This is a genomic window from Bifidobacterium dolichotidis (assembly GCF_003951975.1).
GTDB lineage: Bacteria > Actinomycetota > Actinomycetes > Actinomycetales > Bifidobacteriaceae > Bifidobacterium > Bifidobacterium dolichotidis.
The window spans coordinates 97,655-119,601 of the sequence record NZ_QXGM01000002.1; the positions used below are offsets into that span (position 1 = coordinate 97,655).

At 50.8% G+C, this 21,947-nt stretch carries 14 protein-coding genes; 7 read left to right on the forward strand and 7 right to left on the reverse strand.

What is annotated here, in order from left to right; all coding sequences use genetic code 11:
- Positions 1-6: 6 nt before the first annotated feature.
- The 4 genes from gnpA to D2E26_RS04335 all read right to left on the reverse strand — a co-directional run bounded on the left by gnpA (position 7) and on the right by D2E26_RS04335 (position 5,852).
- Positions 7-2,190, reverse strand: a complete 2,184-nt coding sequence (gene gnpA / locus D2E26_RS04320; RefSeq protein WP_125963489.1) for a 1,3-beta-galactosyl-N-acetylhexosamine phosphorylase — start codon at positions 2,188-2,190, stop codon at positions 7-9.
- A gap of 173 nt (positions 2,191-2,363) precedes the next feature.
- On the reverse strand, positions 2,364-3,320 hold the full coding sequence (locus D2E26_RS04325; protein ID WP_125963490.1) for a carbohydrate ABC transporter permease: 957 nt from the start codon (positions 3,318-3,320) through the stop codon (positions 2,364-2,366).
- Complete coding sequence (locus D2E26_RS04330; RefSeq protein ID WP_125963491.1) at positions 3,317-4,279, reverse strand: carbohydrate ABC transporter permease; 963 nt, start codon at positions 4,277-4,279, stop codon at positions 3,317-3,319. The genes D2E26_RS04325 and D2E26_RS04330 overlap by 4 nt, the downstream gene beginning before the upstream one ends.
- A 259-nt stretch (positions 4,280-4,538) precedes the next feature.
- Complete coding sequence (locus D2E26_RS04335; protein ID WP_125963492.1) at positions 4,539-5,852, reverse strand: ABC transporter substrate-binding protein; 1,314 nt, start codon at positions 5,850-5,852, stop codon at positions 4,539-4,541.
- A gap of 191 nt (positions 5,853-6,043) precedes the next feature.
- On the opposite strand from D2E26_RS04335, the gene D2E26_RS04340 reads away from it, so the two are divergent.
- The 4 genes from D2E26_RS04340 to D2E26_RS04355 all read left to right on the forward strand — a co-directional run bounded on the left by D2E26_RS04340 (position 6,044) and on the right by D2E26_RS04355 (position 11,417).
- Complete coding sequence (locus D2E26_RS04340; protein WP_125963493.1) at positions 6,044-7,876, forward strand: hypothetical protein; 1,833 nt, start codon at positions 6,044-6,046, stop codon at positions 7,874-7,876.
- A 41-nt stretch (positions 7,877-7,917) separates the two neighbouring features.
- Positions 7,918-8,409, forward strand: a complete 492-nt coding sequence (locus D2E26_RS04345) for a flavodoxin (protein ID WP_125963494.1) — start codon at positions 7,918-7,920, stop codon at positions 8,407-8,409.
- A 260-nt stretch (positions 8,410-8,669) separates the two neighbouring features.
- Positions 8,670-10,301: an MFS transporter gene (locus D2E26_RS04350; protein ID WP_241218869.1), complete on the forward strand. Its 1,632-nt coding sequence runs from the start codon at positions 8,670-8,672 to the stop codon at positions 10,299-10,301.
- A 90-nt stretch (positions 10,302-10,391) separates the two neighbouring features.
- Positions 10,392-11,417: a threonine aldolase family protein gene (locus D2E26_RS04355; protein WP_125963495.1), complete on the forward strand. Its 1,026-nt coding sequence runs from the start codon at positions 10,392-10,394 to the stop codon at positions 11,415-11,417.
- 244 nt (positions 11,418-11,661) lie between these two features.
- Here the strand turns inward: D2E26_RS04355 and D2E26_RS04360 are convergent, their stop codons facing one another.
- Both D2E26_RS04360 and D2E26_RS04365 read right to left on the reverse strand, forming a co-directional pair.
- Positions 11,662-12,864 (reverse strand): 3'-5' exonuclease, encoded by a 1,203-nt coding sequence (locus D2E26_RS04360; protein WP_164515873.1) that lies wholly within the window; start codon positions 12,862-12,864, stop codon positions 11,662-11,664.
- 583 nt (positions 12,865-13,447) lie between these two features.
- Complete coding sequence (locus tag D2E26_RS04365; RefSeq protein WP_420897208.1) at positions 13,448-14,767, reverse strand: glycosyltransferase; 1,320 nt, start codon at positions 14,765-14,767, stop codon at positions 13,448-13,450.
- A gap of 49 nt (positions 14,768-14,816) precedes the next feature.
- Between D2E26_RS04365 and purT the strand changes: the two genes are divergently transcribed.
- The 3 genes from purT to D2E26_RS04380 all read left to right on the forward strand — a co-directional run bounded on the left by purT (position 14,817) and on the right by D2E26_RS04380 (position 21,007).
- Positions 14,817-16,145, forward strand: coding sequence for a formate-dependent phosphoribosylglycinamide formyltransferase (gene purT / locus D2E26_RS04370; RefSeq protein WP_125963498.1), 1,329 nt, complete (start codon positions 14,817-14,819; stop codon positions 16,143-16,145).
- A 254-nt stretch (positions 16,146-16,399) separates the two neighbouring features.
- Positions 16,400-17,149, forward strand: coding sequence for a phosphoribosylaminoimidazolesuccinocarboxamide synthase (gene purC, locus D2E26_RS04375; RefSeq protein WP_125963499.1), 750 nt, complete (start codon positions 16,400-16,402; stop codon positions 17,147-17,149).
- A gap of 108 nt (positions 17,150-17,257) precedes the next feature.
- Entirely contained in the window at positions 17,258-21,007 is a 3,750-nt protein-coding gene (locus D2E26_RS04380; protein ID WP_125963500.1) for a phosphoribosylformylglycinamidine synthase, read from the forward strand.
- Between the two features lie 120 nt (positions 21,008-21,127).
- On the opposite strand, the gene D2E26_RS04385 is transcribed toward D2E26_RS04380, so the two are convergent.
- Positions 21,128-21,937, reverse strand: a complete 810-nt coding sequence (locus D2E26_RS04385) for a DUF4190 domain-containing protein (protein ID WP_125963501.1) — start codon at positions 21,935-21,937, stop codon at positions 21,128-21,130.
- Positions 21,938-21,947 lie beyond the last annotated feature (10 nt).

Here is a 21,947-nt window from a genome sequence, read left to right on the forward strand (position 1 = left end):
CGAAATTTAGAGTTGCTGCCATGCAATACCGCTGGCTGCCAGCGCGAATTCACGCGTGGTGCCATCGGACAGCGTGACGACGGTGCTCTGCTCGCGATCAGTGTTGTTAATAACGCAGTACCAGCCGGTTTCTGGGAAGCAAGCCACTTCGCACTCTGGGTTAGTGGAGCTGAATGCTGCGTAATCGTCTTCGCGATGGCTTGCATAGAACAGTGCACGTTCGAGCAGTCGTGCATTGGCTGCCGAGTATGGCAGGCCAGACACATAAATGCCGCGACCTTCGCCATAATCGTTGGTAGCGAGCTGCACCATGCCGTGCTTAGCACTCAACAACGTGACCTGTTCGTTCAGCGGGTATGTGTTCTCAATTGGTTCACCGAAGTCAATCGACTCCCCTGCTGGCACATCATCAGTAATGAAGTGCTTTGTAGTTACTGCTGGGAAGTACTTATCCACCGACAGCGTCTGGAAGCGCTCTTCATCAACACCGAAAATGTCGGCAATCTGCATGAAGCGATCGCCACGACGGGCTACTGCTGCTGGTTCGCCCACGCCGATTAAGCCACCGCCATCGCGTACCCAGGCGCGAATAGTTGCGACAAGCTTTGGATCATTCCACACGTCACCGCCCGAGAAGGCCGTATCCACTGGGCCGCCCGTAATAATGACATCGAGATCGTCGTCGATGCCGTGTTCGAGCACATCATCGAAGCTAATGAAGCGTACGTTGACACGCATGCCCGACAGTGCTTCAAGAATGCCGTAATACTGTGCTGTCTGCTGGTTTGGCAGAGCATGTGCCACGGTGTATGCCATCCACGAGCGCATACGACCCCAGCAATTGAGCACAGCCACATTGAGCTTGCCTTCTGCTCCCTTGCCATCCGTCTTGTCGTGCAGCTCACGGAACTGATCAGCAATTTGTGTGACTGCATCTACGAACTTTGGGAACTTTGCAGCCAGCGACAGGTAGCCGCCATAACCCATACGAGCTACTGGGCTGCGCAGAATTGCACGCCTTGCCTTACGCCAGTTATCCCATGCTTCAATGCTTGGATCATTGCCCTCATAGAACGTATCTGGGAAGAAGTATGGCAGGAAGCGACCTTCGGTGTACTTAACACCAGGAATATCGCTAATCATGCGCGTGGTCGTACCGTCGCCAATCGAACCGACAACAGCATCAAGACCAAGATCGCCGAAGCCTTCCTTATATGGTTCGGTGCCGATCCACTGATCGCCGAGGAACATCATGGCTTCTTTGCCTGCCTCGTGCGTCATATCAACCATCTTCTTGACGTTGCGGCGCACGAATGTTGAGAGGAAGTCAATCCAGTCGCGCTGTGCTTGACGAGGTACGCGCCAGGCCGAGTTGTAGCAACCGCCATCCACGAAATCTTCTGGACGCAGACGGTATCCGTAGACCTTCTCGAAATCATCCAGAGCCTGTGGGCTTACTGCGCAACCGCTGCCGAACCAGTCGACAACCTTCTCGCGATGCTTCTGATCGAACAGCAGCGTGAACTGGTAGAAGAACGTTGTGAAACGAACGACATCGGTTTCTGGATTGTCGAGCAGCCACTGGCGAAACGTATTCATGACGAATTCGCGTGTGCGCTCGTGATAAATATCGAATGGGATTTCGTGCTCTTTGTCACCCCAGTCGTTCGTCAAATGGTTGTACATTTCGACGGGATCCCAAATAATGTAGGCCAAGAACGACACTGTATATTCATGCATAAATGCTGCGTTATGCACGGTTACAGTTCCTGCATCCTTATTGAAGTCCCAGACTGCTGGATCAACAACATCACCTGTTGTACGATCGACGACTTCCCAGTAGCGCTTTGGATCAGCATCCCAATTTGGCTGCAACTGCTCTGCATAGAACGAAGCCATCAGATCAATGGTGACGTCTTCCGGGCTTATCGGATCACCTTGTGCCAGCACGCGTTGCGTCAGCAAATACACCTGTGGCGTCTCGTCCATATGCTGGCTGATCCACTCGTTGTGTGCTCGGCTTGGGAAATACGCGCTATAGATACGCTTGCCAAGTGCTTTGACTTCTTCATCAAGGTGCGTGCCGTCCGAGTTACGAATAGCATCGGCGCCCCACAGTTCTGCGAGACGTGCGGTCTGTGCAGCAAAGTTTTCTTCGCTTGGCAGGGTGAATCGTCCTTGCGTCGTCATTTCGTTCTCTTTCTTCAACAGAGGGGTTTCAAAGATGTATTGAGTTCTGTTGTGGCTTCCATGGCAGCTTCGCCGTTGGAAGCCACAACGTAACTCTGTGTAGATATTGCAGTTGCAACTGGCTTATGTGCGGCAAGAGGCCAGCAGTGCAACTCCGTGCTTGTTGTGTGCTGTCAGCCCTTGACAGCACCTGCGGCCAGTCCGGCCTTCCAGTAGCGCTGCAAGAACAGGAACAGCACAATTACTGGCAGCACGCCAAGTAGTGCGCCCATCATCAGAGCACCACGATCGGTGAATGTTGCAAGCGAAACCATGCCATACAGGCCCAGTGTCACTGGTTGCAGATCGGTGCTCGACAGCATCATCAATGGCAGCAGGAAGTTGTTCCAGGTGGCCACGAACAGGAACAGGAAAATCGTGACCATTGCTGGAGCCAGAATGCGCAGCACAATCGTAAAGAAGATTCGTGCTTCCCCTGCACCATCAATACGCGCAGCTTCGAGCAGCTCATCTGGCACAGAGTTCTGTGCATAGACACTGCCCAGGAAGAAGCCGAATGGCGATACGCAGCACGGGATGATAACCGAGAGCATCGTGTTATCCATACCGATGGCGTTGAAAATCGAGTACTGAGGAATGGTCAGCAGTGCTGCTGGCATCAGCATGGATCCCATAACAATGCCAATGGCAACGCCCTTGCCGCGGAACTGGAACTTAGCTGTTGCATAACCAGCCATAACAGCAACAACCGTGCCGATAATGGCAGAAACACCGGAGTAGATCAGCGAGTTCAGCACCCAGCGCCAGAAGTAGCCCTTGGTCCAGCCAAGCAGTGTTGCATAGTTTGCAGCAATTGCATCTGGCAACTTATCGAGACCAACAGCGAACCATACGCCATTGCTATCGGTGAGCTGCGATGGTGACTTCGTCGATGCAATCAGTGCCCAATAAATTGGGAACATGAAGTAAATTGCTGCAAGGACGAGCACAATAATCGTCAGGACTTTGACTGGCTTCTTTGGCTGCAGCGATGGTGGCAAATCATTAGCGGCCTTTTCGCGCATCTTATCGGCTTTGCGCTGCTGGGCACGAATAAGACGACGGTCTACTGATGCGAGTTCCGAGGTCATGATTCGTTCACCTTCCTTTCCACAATGGCGTAGGCTGCTGCAAGCAAACCTGCGATCAGTGCCATAACAATGGCGATTGCCGAAGCTGGGCCGTCACCCTTTGGTGTCAGCGATCCACGCGAAGTGTTCAGGGCCATCATCATTGGTGTGAACGAATCAGAAATACTTGGATCGGCCGTTTGCATAACCTGTGGCTCGTTGAACAGCTGGATCGTGCCAACAATCGAGAGCAGCATGGCGAGCAGTGCAGCACCGCGCACGTTTGGCAGCTTGATACGCCAAGCAATTTGCCAACCGTTAGCGCCATCGATGCGTGCTGCTTCATAGAGCTCGTGAGGAATGGCCTGCAGTGCTGCCAGGAAGATCAGCATGTTATAGCCCGTGAACGTCCAAGTCGTGATGTTGGCCATAGAGGCGATAACTGCGTTGCTGGCGAAGAAGTCTGGATGTACGCCGAACATCTCGAGGAATTTAACAATTGGTGAGATTTGATCGTTGTACAGGAAGACCCAGATGATCGAAGCAACGACGCCTGGAATTGCGTATGGCAAGAAATAAAGAAGCCTAAAACCAGACACATGTTTGACGATCAGTGAGTCGAGCAGCATAGCCAAGGCCAACGCAACAATAATCATCAGCGGCACCTGAATAACGGTATAAATCAGGACGCGGCCGATGCCTTGCCAGAACGCACTCGACGTCACTACATACTGGAAATTCGCGAAACCGACGAACTTATTTTCCAGAGAGCCGCCGCCGTATGCACCACCGCCTGTGGCAACCTGCTGGAAGAAGCTTTGATAAATTGCCCAAATAATTGGGATGACGAAAACGACTAGGAAGAGGATGCAGAACGGTGCCATAAATGCCCAGCCAGTACGCTCCTCGCGCCGGAAGGCTTTCGACCGCTTCGTAGATGAGCCGCGCCTCTTTACCGCGGTTTGTGTTGTAGCTGACATGGGATCAACCTTTCTGCTGTGTATATGCCACGTTGGTTCGGCTATGAGCAGGGGTCATAAGACTTGATTTTGGGTATAGCGAGGCTAAGCCACCTTGTGTAGCCCCGAAAAAGTAGTCAAATCGTGGGAGTGAAACCAGTAAGGCTGGAGAGAAGTCTGGGGTGCTCCAGCCTTACCGATTCCGAGGGTGCACAGGGAACGAATGTCGTGAAATGAGGCTCACGAAGCTGCAGTACTGTGCAACTACTGCAGTGTGGATTTACTCTGCGATCGAGAGGCCGTAATCCTTGAGCGTGTCAATCGACGTTGATTGAGCAGCTTCGAAAATGCTGAGCATGCTCTGCGATCCGGTCGAAGCCTTCGATGCAGCATCGGTCATTGCCGTAGCAACTGCCGAGAAGCCTGGGATGTAGGTGAACTGACCCATGTTCTCGTTGGCCTTGATGAACTCCTGCATAATGTCCTGACCGTCGTAGTAGGTCTTCCATTCTTCAGGAGTCTTGGCATCCTTGCTGTTGGCTGCGACGACAAGGCCCTGGCTGATCAGTGCGTCGACCTGAGTGTTGAACCAGTCGAGGAACTCCATAGCTTCCTTGCTATGCTTGCAACCCTTGAGCACGGCTACACCGGAACCACCGTCAGGGCCAGTCTTGCCAGCGTTGTCGAACCAATCGCCGAGCTGAGCGACTGCCCAGTTGCCCTTGCCGGATTCACCAATGGACTGCATGAGCAGTGGAGCTTCCCATGCTGCACCAACGGTGCCGATAAGCTGTTCCTTCTGCAGTGAAGCATCGAACGAAGGATCCCAACGTGGGTTCGTTGCAACAGCCTTCGAATCGAGCAGATCCTGGAAGACCTTAGCGACCGACTTGGAGCCCTTGGTCATCGTGTTCACAACCCAAGCGTCATCCTTAATCGTGTACCACTCGCCCGAAGCGCCAGCCAGACCAGTCAGCATGTTGCCGGCTTCATCAGCCTGGAACGACATAATGTACTTGCCTGCAGCAGCAGCCTTCTTTGCTGCATCGAGCAGCTCAGACTGCGTCTTTGGCACGCTAATACCGAGATCGTCGAATGCCTTCTTGTTGTAGAAGTAAACGAGTGGGCCCGTATCCTGTGGCAGGCCGTAGTACTTGCCACCAACCTGCATCAGGTTGAATGGGCCGGATGCGAAGTCACTCTTATACTGCTCGGCGTACTGCGTGACGTCCTCGAGCATGCCCTTCGTGTAGACCTCTGGCAGCTCGGAGTAGCCAACCTGAGCGAGATCTGGAGCATTGCCCGACTTGACGTCAGTTTCGAGCTTCTTGATCATGTCAGAGGCGTTGCCGTTGAACTTCGTGGCCTTGACGTGAATATTTGGATGTTCTTTATTCCACTGCTTAACGATGGAATCGACCGTGGTCATGCCCGCATTGTCTGGAAGACGATGCATGTACGTGATCTCGACCTTTTCGTTTGGATCAGACGAAGCATTACTGTCAGATCCAGAAGAGCCACAACCGGCTAACCCCATAGATAGGGCTGCTACTGCGGCCACACTTGCGAAGATGCGCTTGTTCAGTGAAACCATGTGCTTTTCTCCTCGTGAATTGCTACCACATCGTTGTGGTAACTATGACAAGTGTAGAAATTGTGAAACTTTATGTCAACTTAGTTTACAATATAGTGTGTCGCTTGTAATATCAACGATTTTTGAGTGTATTTCCTCAGTTAATTCATTGGTAATACGCTTATTCGTAAACGTACATTACAATAAACAGCATGACCATCTATTACGTTGCGAATACGCGCAGCAATGGCGCTGCAGATGGGCTCTCAGAACAAACGCCCTTTTCTAGTCTGTTACGTATAAACGAGCTCACACTCGGGCCTGATGATGCAGTGCTGCTACAGCGCGGATCAGTGTTCGAAAACGAGTTCCTCCATCTTCATGGCTCTGGCTCAGAGGGCCATCCAATTCGCATTAGCTGCTATGGCGATGAATCATTGCCATTACCTTGTATTGCCGTCAACGGTTATGGCGTCTGGCAGCAAGACTACGGCGCTCCTATTGGCGGTGCGCCACACAAGAATTCAGGTCCTGTTTCTACGGCACTGCTGCTGATGGATATGTCTTATGTAGAGGTCAGCAATCTTGAAATTACAAATCGTCGCATTGAAGATGACAACGGACTTGATGCTCAAGGATGCGCCTTCAATAGTCTTGCGGCTATGGATCGCACCGGTGTGGCTGTGATTGCACAAGATGCTGGCACCGTGAATCACATTGTGTTACAGCAACTCAATATTCATGATGTGGAAGGCAATATTTATAACAAGCACATGGCCAATGGCGGTATTCAGATTCTTGCGCATATGCCAACGCAATTGCGCGATGGAGCGGTGAATCGTAGCGGACGGAATGGTGTTAAAGCTGGTACAAAAGCTGGTACCAAAGCTGGCACTGCAACCGTTACTAAAACTGGCGCTCTGACCAAGCTGCCTGCTGAAGTTCCTGTTTCCCGATTCAATGACATTCGTATTACTGAATGCTTTGTGCAGCGCACGCGCCGTTGGGGTATTGCCGTCGGCTACACGGCTTGGCTCAATGTTATTGATCGAGGCAAGCGCGATGCACAGGGTCATTGGACGAATACATTCAACTATGGCGACGGCTCTATTGCCGATGCTGTGCTGCAACAATATGGTGCTACGAATGTGCGCATTGATCACAATATTGTGGAAGATGCGGGCGGTGATGCCATAACAGTTATGTATGCGCTGAAGCCGTATGTGGACCACAATGTATCGCGACGAGCAGCACAGTATATTCGTTCGGATTTGTATTGCGAAACAACGAATGATCGTGTTGCCGCTGCAATTTGGCCATGGCGATGCAAGAACGCATTATTCGAATACAACGAAGCCTATGACACCTTAAATGCAGACTGCGGCAATGGCGACGGGCAAGCCTGGGATGCTGATTTCGGCGATGGCACGCTCTACCGCTACAACTACTCATGCGGTAACTCAGGCGGCACAGTGATGTTCTGCGAAGACAAAGCCGTGCACTCTGAATTCGCCTATAACACTGCCGTTGGCGATCATATGGGCGCTATTGATATTCCAAAAAATCCTGATGCTTGGATCCATCACAATACGTTTGTATTAGTGGAAGATTGCGATCCGCTCCGGCTTGACCGTGCAACAGGAACCGCGATCGTAGAGCATAACAGCTTCATCTGTGACAACAGTCCTGCCGTACGCAACGACGCTTACGACGACTGTGACCAGTACACCAACGATCCGTACGTCAACGAACCGTACAACGAAGTACAGGGCGAACAGTACGACGAAACTCAAGACGATAGCAATACTCTCAGCAATATAAACACCATCAACAGCGACATTTTTGATGACACATATCCGCGCGCTTGCGATGGCAATTGCACCGAATACTTTGATGACACCACCGTTGAAGGAGGTATTCCGCTCCGCACTACTTGCTGGCACCCTGAGGACTCCCATGTGCAATGGAATGCCAACATTTATGTGGGATTTAGCGATATTCCTTCGGACGATTGTCAGGCTTTGCCCTGTTTCGGTCGTGAATAGTCAGGTAAAGTAAGTGGCAGTCGTTGAAAGGACCACTATTTATGGCCAACACACTCGTCGCTTACTTTAGCCTGACTGGGCATACGCGTCGTGTAGCTGAGAAGCTTGCTCGCATAACTGGCGCTGATCTTGTCGAGATCAAGCCTGCAGTGCCTTATACCAAAGAGGATCTGGATTGGACGAATCCAGAAAGCCGCTCCAGCATTGAGAAAACGAATGAGGCAACGCGTCCTGCTATGGCTCAGCCAATTGATACGACGGGATACAGCACCGTGTTCATTGGTTACCCATTATGGTGGGAAACTGCGCCACGCATTATCCGCACGTTCCTTGAATCGCAGGATTTTGAAGGCGTACACGTTGCTAACTTCGTAACGTCGAGCTCGTCAACGCGTGGTTCCGATGGTCATCGTTTGCACCGCAGTGCTCCAAATGCGCTGTGGCACAAGGGCCGTCGCTTCACCGAAACCAACACTGAAGAGGATCTTCGCGATTGGCTCGATGAGATGACGCCGGAGCTTCCACTCGACTAAGTGCCACGTGCAGAATTCTGAGTACTGATTTCCGAACGCGCTGCACTGAGCACTGAGCACTGAGCACCAGCTGACGGCCTACGCCTCTAGCTAATTGCCAACAGATTGCTGACGAAATTCTCAGGAAACTCCGCTCACACATGTCTCCAAAGGCGCTTTACAAGACCTCATAAGCCGCTCTATTCCGCCGTTTTCTACGGCAGTAGAGCGGCTTTTTCACTGTTCGCATACCTTTAAGTTTGCGTCATACAGTGTGCCCTATGAACGCATCTTCAGAATCCTCTACTGCAGCTGTAGACGGCTCTGCCTCCACAACCGCTTCTCAAGCCGTACATAAATCGGCTCATCATAAAACCGCACAACCGACGACGCCACCACATGATGGCGCAATGCATGGTGCCAAGCTCGCACTCGTCTTCATTGCACTGGCCTTGGCCATGTTCGTTGGCTCGCTGTCAGAAACCATTGCTGCTACTGCCCTACCAACCATTGTTGGTGATTTGGGCGGCGTTGAAATCATGCAGTGGGTTTCCACCATGTATATTCTGACGAGCACTGTGGTTATGCCACTGTACGGCCGCCTCGGCGATCGCATTGGTCGTAAGTATCTGGTGCTTGTTGCTATGGGCCTCTATGCACTCGGCAAGATTATTTGCGCACTCGCACCAAATATGGCCCTGCTGCTGACGGGCCGCGGTATTTCTGGCCTCGGCGGTGGCGGCGTCATTATTCTGTCGCAGGCAATTTTGGCTGATGTCGTTTCCGCTCGTGCCCGTGGTAAGTACATGGGTGCTATTGGCGCTGTGTTCGCCGTCTCTACAATTCTCGGCCCTGTGCTGGGTGGTTGGATTGTGCAGGACTTCGGTTGGCGCATGATCTTCTGGTGCACGATTCCACTGGACGTTATCGCTATTATTCTGACCGGCATCTTCCTACGTCACGATGCGCACACCGACAAGACTCACACCGTTGATTACTGGGGTCTGGCATTCGCCACCATTTTCACGGTCTCGATCGTCCTCGCCGCATCGTGGGGTGGCAACACCTACGCTTGGGATTCTTGGGAAATTATCTGCCTGTTTATTCTCGCTCTTGTCGCCGCAGGCCTGTTCGTCTACGCCGAGCACAAGGCCGACGAACCAATTATTCCACTGCGCTTGTTTGCCAACCGTAACTTTGTGCTCGTTACGATTGCCGGCATGCTCGTGTACGGCGCGATGTCTGGTGCCATGAATTATCTGCCAACGTTCCTGCAGATTGTTGACGATAAGTCGCCTACTATTGCAGGCCTTATGATGACTCCAATGATGGCCGGTGCTCTGATCACATCAACAGTCACCGGTTTCCTCGCCACCATCACGGGCCGTTACAAGTGGATGCCAATCGCCATGTGCGCTGTGTTGACGGGCGGCTATGTGCTGCTTGCCAGCATCGGTGTCAGCACGCCAATTATGCTGCTCATGTTCTACTTCTTCATCATTGGCTTCGGTCAAGGCTTGGGCACGCAGATCCTCGTGCTGATTGTGCAGAACGAGTTCCCTCACCGCATCGTTGGTACAGCAACAGCTTCCAACAACTTCTTCCGCCAGATTGGCATGACGCTCGGCACCGCAGTAGTCGGCAGCGTCTTCACGTCGCGTCTGGTTTCACAGGTTTCGTCGAGCGTTCCAGCTGGCGTGCACGTCAACCTGAACGATATGACGCCACAGATGCTCAACAAGTTGCCTGCCGCACTGCACACGATTGTTGCTCAGGATTACGCACAGGCACTGACGCCAATCTTCCGTGTGTTCGTGCCAATGCTTGCGTTCGCAACGATCTTGACGCTGTTCATTCGTGAGCATCCACTCTCCAAGAGCGTTGATAACAAGGGCACGTCTACTCACCACTGACGTTGCGTTCCTACGGTACTGAAGTTCACCGCTTCAGTACCGTTTTTCATTCTTTGTTATTTCTGTTCATACGACTGTAGGATTTACACCATGTTGTCTTTTGAAAATGACTATTCGAGCGCTGCTGCTCCACAAATTCTTGATCGTTTACAGCACATTGCTGCTGAACAGCATCCTGGTTATGGATCGGATCAATACTGCCAGATGGCAACTGAGAAGATTCGCCAAGCTTGTCAGAATCCAGAGGCTGATGTTTGGTTCTTAACTGGTGGCACACAGACCAATGCCACGGTACTGGATACGATTACGCCAGCTTATGCCGGTATTGTCTGTGCCGATAGCGGCCATATTAATGTGCACGAAGCTGGTGCCGTAGAAGCTACTGGCCATAAGGTTCTTACTATCCCAGGTAAGAACGGAAAGCTGGTTGCCGCTGACGTTGACGATTATTGCAGCCAGTTCGAAGGCGATGCTAACCATACGCACATGGTGTATCCAGGCTCGGTGTATGTATCGCAATCTACGGAATACGGCACTGTGTATTCACGTGATGAACTTGCTGCTTTAGCTCAGGTTGCACATGACCATGGCATGCCACTTTATGTCGATGGTGCTCGTCTCGGCTATGCACTCGAATCCTCTGAATGCGATATGACGTTAGCCGATATGGCCATGATCGCCGATGTATTTACGATTGGTGGCACGAAACAAGGTGCACTGTTTGGCGAAGCCGTTGTATTTACGAAGCACAATACGCCAAGCCATTTCTTAACACTCATTAAGCAGCATGGCGCACTACTTGCCAAAGGCTTCTTGCTCGGTCTGCAGTTCGATACGTTGTTTACCGATAACCTCTACTTCAGGCTGGCCAAGCATGCCGATGATGCAGCAGAACGTATTCGCACTGCACTGCTGAGCAAGGGCTATACGCTGACGTTTGATTCACCAACCAATCAGATCATGATTACGGTGACGAATGAGCAGGCTGATGCACTGATCAAGCAAGTACGACTGAGCTTTATTGAGCGACTGGATAAGGATCACGTCGTACTGAGGATTTGCACAAGCTGGGCAACTACTGATGAGCAGGTGGATGCGCTCATCGCTCTGCTGTGAGCCCTACTCCATACTTCGCATTCTGCAACGTGGGCGGGTTTGGGATTATCCAACCTCGAGACACTCAAGGCCGTTCGGCCAAGCTAACGCTCGAGATTGGATAATCCCAAACCCTTTTTATTGCATCACTTACGTTCGCGGATACTCACCTTTCGTTCGCGCGCATCCATCTGTGCGATTTATACGCTTATCAGCTGTTCTGATTGCGAGCGCTTTCATTTATCTATCCACACACGTAAGGCGATTATTCGAGTGCCTCTTCTGGGGATTCTGGATCTTCGAATGCTGCGTCGCGCTTGAGTTTGAAGTGCAGTACAGCGAAGAGCACTAGGAATACGATGATTGCGAACAGTGTTCCTGGCACGGTGCTTGCATCACCAAACGAGGCTAGAATGCCAAGAATGGCGAAGATTCCTAGACACAGTGTCCAAACTGCCAGGGCACGATGTGGAGCGCCCTTGTGCAGTTGGAACATATACTTCTGCAGGCCACTGAGGTGAGCAGAATTACCAATAGCTTCTTCTGCCTTCATTGCTCCTGCAACAAGTGTTGCTTTACTATGCTGCATGGTTGGAGAAATTGGATGCTTAAGACGCAGTGATTCCAAACCATCTACTCGCCGTTGAACCTGCAACGTAGCAAGGCAATCAGCTAATGCATCATGAGGCTTGTAATAATAGCCCGATTCTTGAGCAGCAACAGTGAGCTTGATGTACTGGCGGTTGTGGAACTTCTTTGCATATAAGCGCATCGTGTCATGAGTGCGATGTTCTTCTGCATGAAGACCAATCATGCCGAGGAATCCAAAATCAAATGGTGCATTGAATGCGTAAATAGCTTCTGCACTATCGAGGATTTGCTGCATCTCAGCCAACGAATCTTCAATTGGACCACAGTTGGCAACATCATGCTTTGTAATACGGTGAATACGTTGTGCTTCACTCCATGCCTTCACATGTTGTGGCTTGAACTTCCTGCTAAACAGCACATTGCCATCACCATCGATCATGCCAACTTGCAGAATTTCATCTTCATATGGATTTAGACCAGTGGTTTCTGTGTCAAGAAATACCTGTGGAATTGTTTTGAGATGGTTTGCTGAACTCATCTGCTCTTGAATGGTGACCGAGAAGTATGGATCGTCAGAATATCCTACTTCCCTCTTCCACTGCAGCGAAGCAATGGTTTCTCCAGCCAAATCCTTCAGTTCTGGATACAACGATGATGAGCGAGCACCAACATCTAAAATGACTTTGCCTTCTGGATCACGCACAACAGCATGCGGCTTCAAGTTTTTATTTGGCTGTGCTTCCAAGCTAACCGTACAGTTCAGGAATTCCCGCTTGCCCTTAAGCGGCAGATCACTCGTTACGCTCTTACCTGCAGTAAATCCTGCGGTTCGCTTGCCATAGAACCTATTACATCCGTTCGTATATTTGTCCACCATACAGTGCTTCTTTCTTCTTCTGACGTTCATTGTAGAAAGAATCACGCCAGCAAATGCGAGAAGCTAGGCATAAACCTCAATACTTGTTAGCTCAGTGCTGTTCAAGTGCAGAATTGTCGGTTACCCGGTAAAACAGCACGCGAAGACCACCTTCGAGTGCAATTCCGTCGCATACCTGGTAGAAATGCACGAGAAGGGGTAAAAATCCTTAATTTCATAGCTTCAAGTGCAGATTTGCCGGGTACCCGACAGAATTGCACACAAAGGTATCGTTCAAGTGCAGTTCTGACAGGTATCCGTTCAAACGGCACACGAAGCATCAAAAACTGAGGATTTCAACGCTTTAAGTGCAGAATTTTCGGTTACCCGTCTAAATTGCACGCAAAGGTATCGTTCAAGTGCAGATCTACCGCATACCTGATGAAATTGCACACGAAGACTCTTCTGCGGCGAGGATTTGCCGTATAGCAGCCAATCCGTGCATATAAAAAGGTTGGGATTGACGCTACTCAGGCGTGAGCTTGGCCGAACGGCTTAAGTGCCCTGAGGAACGTCAATTCCAACCTTCCAAAGTCGGATGCAACTATGCAGAGGCAATGACGTTGTACTCCATGTCGGCAAATTCCTTGACGGATTCTGCTACTGAATAATGCTCTTTGGTATATGCGGCGTAAATGCCACTCCATTGAGCAATTTGTGTTGGATGCTCGAACCACCAATCGATGCGTTCTGTCAATGTTTCGACGCTGTCGACTGGGAATGAGCAGTGCTCATCAAGCGAGAATTGGCCTGCGGCACTTAGCGGTGAATCTGCAATGATTGGCACGAGTCCACATGCCATACCTTCGAGTACGGAGATTGATTCGAGGTCTGCAATAGATGGATGTACCAAAATATCACCTGAACGCAGTAATGCTGGCATATCAGAATTCTTATGGAATCCTATTTCTGCTGGAATTGGCAGTGAGGTTTGAGCTTGCTTACGCAGCTTCTTTGCCAGTGGACCGGTGCCTGCAATCGTGAGCTTAATCGAGTCTGCGTGACGACTCTGAGCGATTGCTTCGATGAGCATCGTGTGGTTCTTCTCATTGGTCAAACGACCAGATGCAATGATGTGCATTGGATGTTCTGGAGACCAAGGCAAGTCAGCTTCTGGTGCTGCCTGTGCAGCCATTAGGCTGGCCGTATTAATCATCGCGTTAGTGAGTTCATTGCTCAACGGCGTAGGAATTGGCACTGCGCTGTCGGACTCTTGAGCAGCTGTCGCTGCAGCAAGCGCAGTGAAATCTGGCTTAACACTTGGTGTAAAACGTGGTTCATAGCCATTGGAAATAACGTAAATCGGCTCATGATAATGGTGCTTACGCAATAGCGTTGCACCAAGCTGTGTTGGCACATGAATTGCATTCACGTGGTCAAAGATCCAATGGCGGAATAAACGATAAATAAACGAATCAATGCCAGGAATATGACGCAGCGGACCTGCGGAGTACGTTATGTTTTCTGGCTGTACATGGTAGCCAGCTGTTACTGGAATGCCCATTGACTGAGCCACACGCATGGCATGGCGGCAGAAGCTAAATGGCATATACAAATGCACTACATCAGCACCTTCAAATGCGCGACGGAATAGTGCATCAGATGGCTTCGCAAAATGCATTTGCTGCTTACGTGCAATCCAAGAAACAAATGGAATCAGATTTTCTTGTGCTGGATAGTTTGGTGCACCAATACCAACAAGACGAACATGATGTCCTTGCTGCTTTAATGCTGCAGCCCATTGCAATGCTGAATTTGAAGTACCATTGCCACGATTACCTGCGGCATCAAGTACAAGCACAATCGTTAATGGTCGCGGATTGGTAGCTGCAGAGGCCTGTGATACTTCAGTCATGATTCCCATAGTAATCATTTGAGCACATTCCCCTTTTCGCTTCGTTACACTAAAGCGCATGACTGAATCGACTCGTCACCAAATAGAGCCACAAACAGGACCAAACACAGTATCACCAACAGAGCAAAACGTAGGGTTCAAAGCCAACCGAACCGTAGGCGCACCACTGGGTACGCATGCCACCCGCGTGCTGTTGTTGGGTTCAGGAGAATTAGGCAAAGAAGTCACCATCGCCCTGCAACGTTTAGGCGTGTACGTTGTTGCTGTCGACTCATACACGGGAGCACCAGCACACCAAGTTGCTCATAGAAACATGGTTGTTGATATGGCCAATGCCTCGCAGCTCAGGTCGCTTATTGCAGAAATAAATCCGGATATTATTGTGCCGGAAATTGAGGCGATTGCGACGAGCGAGTTGAGCGCAGCAGCTGAGCGCGGTATTCAGGTGGTGCCGAGCGCTCGAGTTGCACAAATCTGTATGGATCGAGAACAGCTGCGCACGCTCGCAGCGCAGGATCTGGGACTGCCGACGACGCCGTATGAATTTGCTGGAACGTTGGATGAACTCAAGGCGGCGGCCAAGCGAATCGGATTCCCTTGTGTAGTCAAGCCTGTGATGAGCTCGTCGGGTCACGGACAGTCGGTCGTACGAGAGGCTGAGCAGATTGAAGCTGCTTGGCGAGAAGCCCAGGTCGGTCGTCGTGCGGCTGGTGAGGGTGATACAAGCCGCGTCATTGTTGAAAAACTCGTCGATTTAGCAGCTGAGTTGACGATGCTGACTGTGGCATCGTCGGCAGGAATCGTGACGTGTGAGCCGATTGGACAGCGCCAGGAACATGGCGATTATCGTGAGTCTTGGCAGCCTGCTGATACGCAGTCGGCTGTACTTGAGGAGGCTCGACGCCTTGCTATGCAAGTGGTGCAAGGTTTGGTCGCTGTTTCACAAGAACATGGCGAACACGGCTGGGGCGTGTATGGCGTGGAGCTGTTTGTGCTTGGCGATGGCACGGTGCTGTTTAACGAAGTGTCGCCGCGTCCGCACGATACAGGCATGGTCACGATGATGAGTCAGCGTTTGAGCGAATTCGATTTACATGCGCGAGCCATTTTGGGATTGCCAATTACGGCTGATCATGTGGCACTGCAGATTCCGCCACATACGGCAGCTGCAAGTCACGCCATTGTTGTTGAGGGGCGCGGTCAAGCACTGTTCAATAATTTGGACGTCGCGCTCTCAGCTGCTAATACCGACTTGCGTATTTTTGCGAAGCCAGAAGTCAATGGGCATCGTCGTATGGCTGTAGCACTGGCAACTGGCGCAAACTCCGATGAAGCTCGAGTCAGTGCAGCTCAAGTTGTGCAATCACTTGATATTGAAGTGGTGTAAAGATATGGCGCCACCTACACAACGCTTCTGAGACTTCACTAATTTGACGAAAAATACTGAAAAATACCGAATAATTACCGAATCTGACACATAGTGGGAAAACGGCCGTTTTCTACTCCCCCTTGGGAGAAGAAATTGTTACGCTGGGGGTTGTCAACCGGGGTTTGCCGCACACCGAACTCCACGGCCAGCCCCACTTTGTACTGCTAGTAATCGCTAGATTCGGCATTGATAGAAGGTGAGATCCAACGTCCATGCAGAAACTCGAGAAGCTCTACGAGGGCAAGGCCAAGAAACTGTTCGCAACTGATGATCCTGACGTGCTCTGGGTTGAATATATGAACCAGGCAACCGCAGGTAATGGTGCTAAGAAGGCACAAATTAGTGGTAAAGGTAGCCTCAATAATCGCATAACTGCTGTGATTTTTGATCTGCTCAAGGCTCGTGGCGTGGACTCGCATTTTATTAAGCCAGTTTCTGAAACTGAGCAGCTCGTGCGCCGTATGGATATGTTCCCGCTGGAGATCATTATGCGTAACACGGCTGCTGGCTCATTCGCCAAGCGTTACGGCGTGACCGAGGGTACGCCGCTTAAGCAGCCGATTCTCGAGTTCTGTGTAAAAGACGATGCGCTTGGCGATCCGTTTATTAATAACGATGGTCTGCTCGCGCTTGACATTGTTACCGAAGACGAGCTCGCTGAGATTTCCGCGCAAGCTCGTGCCGTGAACGCTGCCCTGCTCGATATCTTCTCGAAAATCGGCATTCAGCTTGTCGACTTCAAAATTGAAGAAGGTCGCGACAGCCAAGGCCACATTCTGCTCGCCGACGAGATTACGCCAGATACGTGCCGTCTGTGGCATATTGCCGACGATGGTCAGACTGTTGAGCATCTCGACAAGGATTTGTTCCGCCGCGATTTGGGCGACATTATTCCTGCATACGAACAGATTCTTGAACGCCTGGAGCAGCTTGCCGAAGTCGAAGGCATTGAGCGTTCCTAAGCTCAGCATCGATGAGTTCGTTCCCTGCAGTCATGCAGTTCCCATCCCCTAACCCGATTAGTCAACGTACGAGTTACCAACCACCGAGTTACAAAGAGAGAACTACACATGGTTTTTCGTGTGCATGTGCAAAAGCGTCCCGGTTTTGATGTTGAGGCGCAGCAGCTCACTCATGAATTGAAAACAATCCTTAGCATTGACGCGCTGACGAATGTGCGCATGCTCAACCGCTATGATGTCGACGGCATTTCTGCTGAGCTGTTCGAACGCATTGTGCCGACTGTGCTGAGTGAGCCGCAGGTCGATACGGTCAGCACTGAGCTGCCTGACTTTGGTGACGCTCATCTGTTCGCCGTTGAGTTTTTGCCGGGCCAGTTTGATCAGCGTGCCGACTCTGCGAGTGAGTGTATTCAGCTTATTTCTCAGGGTGAGCGTCCGCTTGTGCGTTCGGCTCGTATCTACGCGCTCGAGGGTGACTTGAGTGACGCTGATATTGCTGCGATTAAGAAGTATGTTATTAATCCAGTTGAGGCTCGCGAGGCTGGCTTTGATCTGCCGGTTACGCTTGAGTCGCAGGTGCCCACGCCCGCTCCTGTTCAGGTGTTGGACGGCTTCCGCTCGATGACTGACGCTAATTTCCAGCCGTTTATTGACAAGCTTGGTTTGGCTATGGATACGGCTGATTTGCAGTTCTGCCAGGATTATTTCTGCACAGAGCAACGTGACCCTACGATTACCGAGATTCGCGTAATCGATACGTATTGGTCTGATCACTGCCGTCACACTACGTTTGGCACGCAGCTCGATGAAGTAACTATTGACGATGCTGCCGTACAGGCCGCTTTTGAGCGCTATTTGGCAATGCGTAAGGAACTTGGTCGCGAATCCAAGCCCGTCTGCCTTATGGATATGGGCACAATTGGTGCCAAGTGGCTCAAGGCTGAAGGCTTGCTGACCGGTCTTGATGAGTCCGAAGAAATTAACGCATGCACGGTGAAAGTGCGCGTTGATGTGAATGGTGAAGATGAAGATTGGTTGTTCTTGTTTAAGAACGAAACACACAATCATCCAACCGAAATTGAACCATTCGGTGGCGCCGCAACCTGTATTGGTGGCTGCATTCGTGATCCGCTGTCGGGCCGTGCTTATGTGTATCAGGCTATGCGTGTAACTGGTGCTGCGGATCCTACGGTGCCTGTTGCACAAACGCTTGAAGGTAAACTGCCGCAGCGCAAGCTCGTAACAACTGCTGCTGCAGGATATTCGAGCTATGGTAACCAGATTGGTTTGGCAACTGGCCAAGTGCATGAGCTCTATCATCCGGGCTATGTAGCCAAGCGCATGGAAGTTGGTGCTGTTGTAGCCGCTACCCCAGCTGATCACGTTCGCCGTGAGACGCCTGCTGCTGGCGACAAAATTATTTTGCTTGGCGGTCGCACTGGTCGTGATGGTATTGGTGGTGCAACAGGTGCATCGAAATCCCATACTGTTGAGTCGATTGAGCTTGATGGTGCTGAAGTACAAAAAGGTAATGCTCCTGTTGAGCGTAAGCTGCAGCGTTTGTTCCGACGTGGGGATGCAACGCGCTTAATTAAGCGTTGTAACGATTTTGGTGCTGGTGGCGTCTCCGTTGCTGTTGGTGAGATTGCCGATGGTTTGGACGTTAATCTCGATTACGTTTCTAAGAAATACGAAGGCCTCGATGGTACTGAACTCGCAATTTCTGAGTCTCAGGAACGCATGGCTGTTGATGTGGCAGCTGAAGATGTTGATACGTTCTTGAAGCTTGCTCGCGAAGAGAATCTTGAAGCTGCTGTTATTGCAACAGTAACTGAAGATCCTCGCATGGTCATGCGCTGGAATGGTGACGTTATTGTTGATTTGAGCCGTGAATTCTTGTCTTCGAATGGTGCTCCAAAACATCAGCACGTGCATGTTGGTGAGCAGCAGCCTTATGTGGCTGCTTTGGCTCAAGATAATGCTGGATCGTTCGAAGATCGTATGAAAGCACTGCTCTCTGATCTGAATGTGGCTTCCAATAAGGGCTTGGCTGAGCGCTTTGATTCCACAATTGGTGCTGGCACAGTGCTCATGCCTTTTGGCGGGCGCACGCAGTTAACACCTACACAGGCCATGGTTGCAAAGTTCCCAGTGTTTGGCGAAACTACAACAGCTTCTGCAATGGCTTGGGGCTTTAATCCATACATTATGGAGCGTAATCAGTTCACGGGTGCCTACCTTTCGGTTGTGGAATCTGTGGCAAAGCTCGTTGCTTCTGGTTTTGAGCATGAAAAAGCCTATTTGAGCTTCCAAGAGTATTTCGAAAAGCTGCGTAATGAGCCTGAGCGTTGGGGCAAGCCTATGGCTGCCGTGCTTGGCGCTCTTATGGCTCAAGTTGATTTGGGTGTTGGGGCTATTGGCGGTAAGGATTCAATGTCTGGTTCATTCGAAAATTTGGATGTTCCTCCAACGTTGATTTCGTTTGCTGTTGCCGTCGGCGATATGCGCACTGCACTCTCCCCTGAGTTCAAAGCTGCTGGTCATCGCATTGTTCGTATTGCACCGCAATACCAGGCTGATGGTTTAACGCCTGAGCCAGAGTCGCTGCTTGAAGTATTTGCTGCTGTCGAATCGCTCACTGAATTTGGTGATGCTGTTGCTGTGGCTACACCGGGTTATGGTGGCACAGCAGAACGCTTATTCACGATGATGGTTGGCAATCGTATTGGTGTTGCACTCAATGATGCGATTGATACGAACGCACTATTTGCTCCTGCCTATGGTTCGTTCATTGTGGAGCTCAACGATACTGTTGATATACCTACGGTTTCGAATCGTGTGGATATCAGTGTTATTGGTACAACCACAGAAGTCTTTGCTCTTCATGCAGACGGCACCACGCTAGAAGGTGACATGTTGCAGGAAGTGTGGGAGTCGGGAATCGAGTCGGTGTTCCCATACCGCACGGCAGGTGACGGCGAGGCCGAGAGCCAACCCGTGGAGCAACTTTCGTTCCATACGAACGAGAAGCATGTATATGCGGGAGCAGGTGTAGCTAAGCCGCGCGTTGTTATTCCAGTGTTCCCGGGTAATAACTGTGAGTACGATACGGCGGCTGCGTTTGAGCGCGCGGGCGCGGACGTTTCGACGTTAATTATTAATAATTTGACGCCGTCGGACGTGGCTGAGTCGACGCATGCACTTGCCGAGCAGATTCGTGCGAGCCAGATTGTTATGATTCCGGGTGGATTCTCGGGCGGTGACGAGCCAGATGGTTCAGCAAAGTTCATCACCGCGTTCTTCCGTGCGCCTGAAGTTACTGATGCAGTGCGTGATTTACTTAAGAATCGTGACGGCTTGATGCTCGGTATTTGCAATGGTTTCCAAGCATTAATCAAGCTCGGACTTGTGCCATTCGGCGACATTGTAGATATGGATTCGACGTGTCCAACGCTGACATTTAACCGTATTGGTCGTCATCAAAGCAGGCTTGTACGCACACGTGTGGCTTCGGATCTGTCGCCTTGGTTGGCGCGAACAGAAGTTGGTGACATCCATACTGTTGCTATTTCGCATGGCGAGGGTCGTTTTGTAGCTTCGCCAGAAATGCTGGCTTCGTTGACTGAGCAAGGCCAGATTGCTACACAGTATGTTGACGAACATGGTGTTCCTGCTATGAGCTTGGATATCAATCCGAATGGCTCAATGCTCGCCATTGAAGGTATTACGAGCCCTGATGGTCGTGTGTTCGGCAAAATGGGTCATTCGGAGCGCAGTGGCAATGGCTTGTATCGCAATGTGCCAGGCAATACGTATCAGCCACTGTTCGAGGCTGGTGTGCAGTATTTCCGGGACTAAAGCTCTGGATTACTTCTTACGAACATAACAAACGTGCCGAGTCGTATTGGTGTTACGGCTCGGCACGTTTGCTTGATATTGGAATCGACCTAGCGAATTGCGCTAGCTGTGCGCAATACTTCAGGATGCATTCTTATCGGTTGCAGAATCCTTGGAATCGTTGGAATCTTGGTTATTTGAGTTCTTATCGTTCTTGTTCTGGTTGTTCTGCTTCTGGTTCTGATCAGTGGAGTTGTCGTTATTCAAACGATCAGGACGACCCATGCCCGAACCTGGCGTACGATTCATATTGGAATCCGACTGGCCTGGCCTCATTGGCAGATTCGAGCTACCGCCGAACCCGAAATCATCGTCGTCAAAATCGAAATCGTGATCACGGTTACCGCCCATATTGCTGAATGAATGGCCGTCACGGTCAAAATCACCACGTGATCCGTGGAATGCTGGGCCACCGAAAATCGAGATTGTCATGGCTAGAGAAATGAGGCCGCTAATAATTACACCAGCAATCGCGAGGCCTTTACCCTTGAGATTCTCAGTGCACGATTTAATCAGTGCCACAATCGACAGCGCTAAACCAACTGGTGCGAACACGAATGATGAAACAAAGCCACCAATTGCCAGATGATTCCAAGGACGAGTATCTTCTGGCTTCTCAGCATGCTGCTCATCTTGTGGAGGCATCTGTGGAGGTACTGCCCCATTCGGATTGATTGGTGGTACCGGAGTCGTTGGTGGCACCGGAGTTGTTGGTGGCACATCGCTCAGTAGAACATTGCTTGCTGGCATAGTATTCGCTGGCACATTGCTCTGTGGTTGAATCGTCTGAGCCGGCTGGACCGGCTGCATTGGCTGCGTAGCCGTAGCATGCAGATCAACAGTTTCCTGTGGATCGAGTGGCTGGGTGATGTTCTCATTCTGCTTGGTCATCGTGGGGGCT

What these genes read in the sequence shown, in the direction of transcription:
- D2E26_RS04340 (WP_125963493.1), top strand. Translation starts at nt 6,044, where the DNA reads ATGACCATCTATTACGTTGCGAATACGCGCAGCAATGGCGCTGCAGAT.
- D2E26_RS04355 (WP_125963495.1), top strand. Translation starts at nt 10,392, where the DNA reads ATGTTGTCTTTTGAAAATGACTATTCGAGCGCTGCTGCTCCACAAATT.
- D2E26_RS04335 (WP_125963492.1), bottom strand. Translation starts at nt 5,852, where the DNA reads ATGGTTTCACTGAACAAGCGCATCTTCGCAAGTGTGGCCGCAGTAGCA.
- D2E26_RS04360 (WP_164515873.1), bottom strand. Translation starts at nt 12,864, where the DNA reads ATGGTGGACAAATATACGAACGGATGTAATAGGTTCTATGGCAAGCGA.
- D2E26_RS04325 (WP_125963490.1), bottom strand. Translation starts at nt 3,320, where the DNA reads ATGACCTCGGAACTCGCATCAGTAGACCGTCGTCTTATTCGTGCCCAG.
- D2E26_RS04385 (WP_125963501.1), bottom strand. Translation starts at nt 21,937, where the DNA reads ATGACCAAGCAGAATGAGAACATCACCCAGCCACTCGATCCACAGGAA.
- D2E26_RS04380 (WP_125963500.1), top strand. Translation starts at nt 17,258, where the DNA reads ATGGTTTTTCGTGTGCATGTGCAAAAGCGTCCCGGTTTTGATGTTGAG.
- D2E26_RS04350 (WP_241218869.1), top strand. Translation starts at nt 8,670, where the DNA reads ATGAACGCATCTTCAGAATCCTCTACTGCAGCTGTAGACGGCTCTGCC.
- D2E26_RS04365 (WP_420897208.1), bottom strand. Translation starts at nt 14,767, where the DNA reads ATGGGAATCATGACTGAAGTATCACAGGCCTCTGCAGCTACCAATCCG.
- purC (WP_125963499.1), top strand. Translation starts at nt 16,400, where the DNA reads ATGCAGAAACTCGAGAAGCTCTACGAGGGCAAGGCCAAGAAACTGTTC.
- gnpA (WP_125963489.1), bottom strand. Translation starts at nt 2,190, where the DNA reads ATGACGACGCAAGGACGATTCACCCTGCCAAGCGAAGAAAACTTTGCT.
- purT (WP_125963498.1), top strand. Translation starts at nt 14,817, where the DNA reads ATGACTGAATCGACTCGTCACCAAATAGAGCCACAAACAGGACCAAAC.
- D2E26_RS04330 (WP_125963491.1), bottom strand. Translation starts at nt 4,279, where the DNA reads ATGTCAGCTACAACACAAACCGCGGTAAAGAGGCGCGGCTCATCTACG.
- D2E26_RS04345 (WP_125963494.1), top strand. Translation starts at nt 7,918, where the DNA reads ATGGCCAACACACTCGTCGCTTACTTTAGCCTGACTGGGCATACGCGT.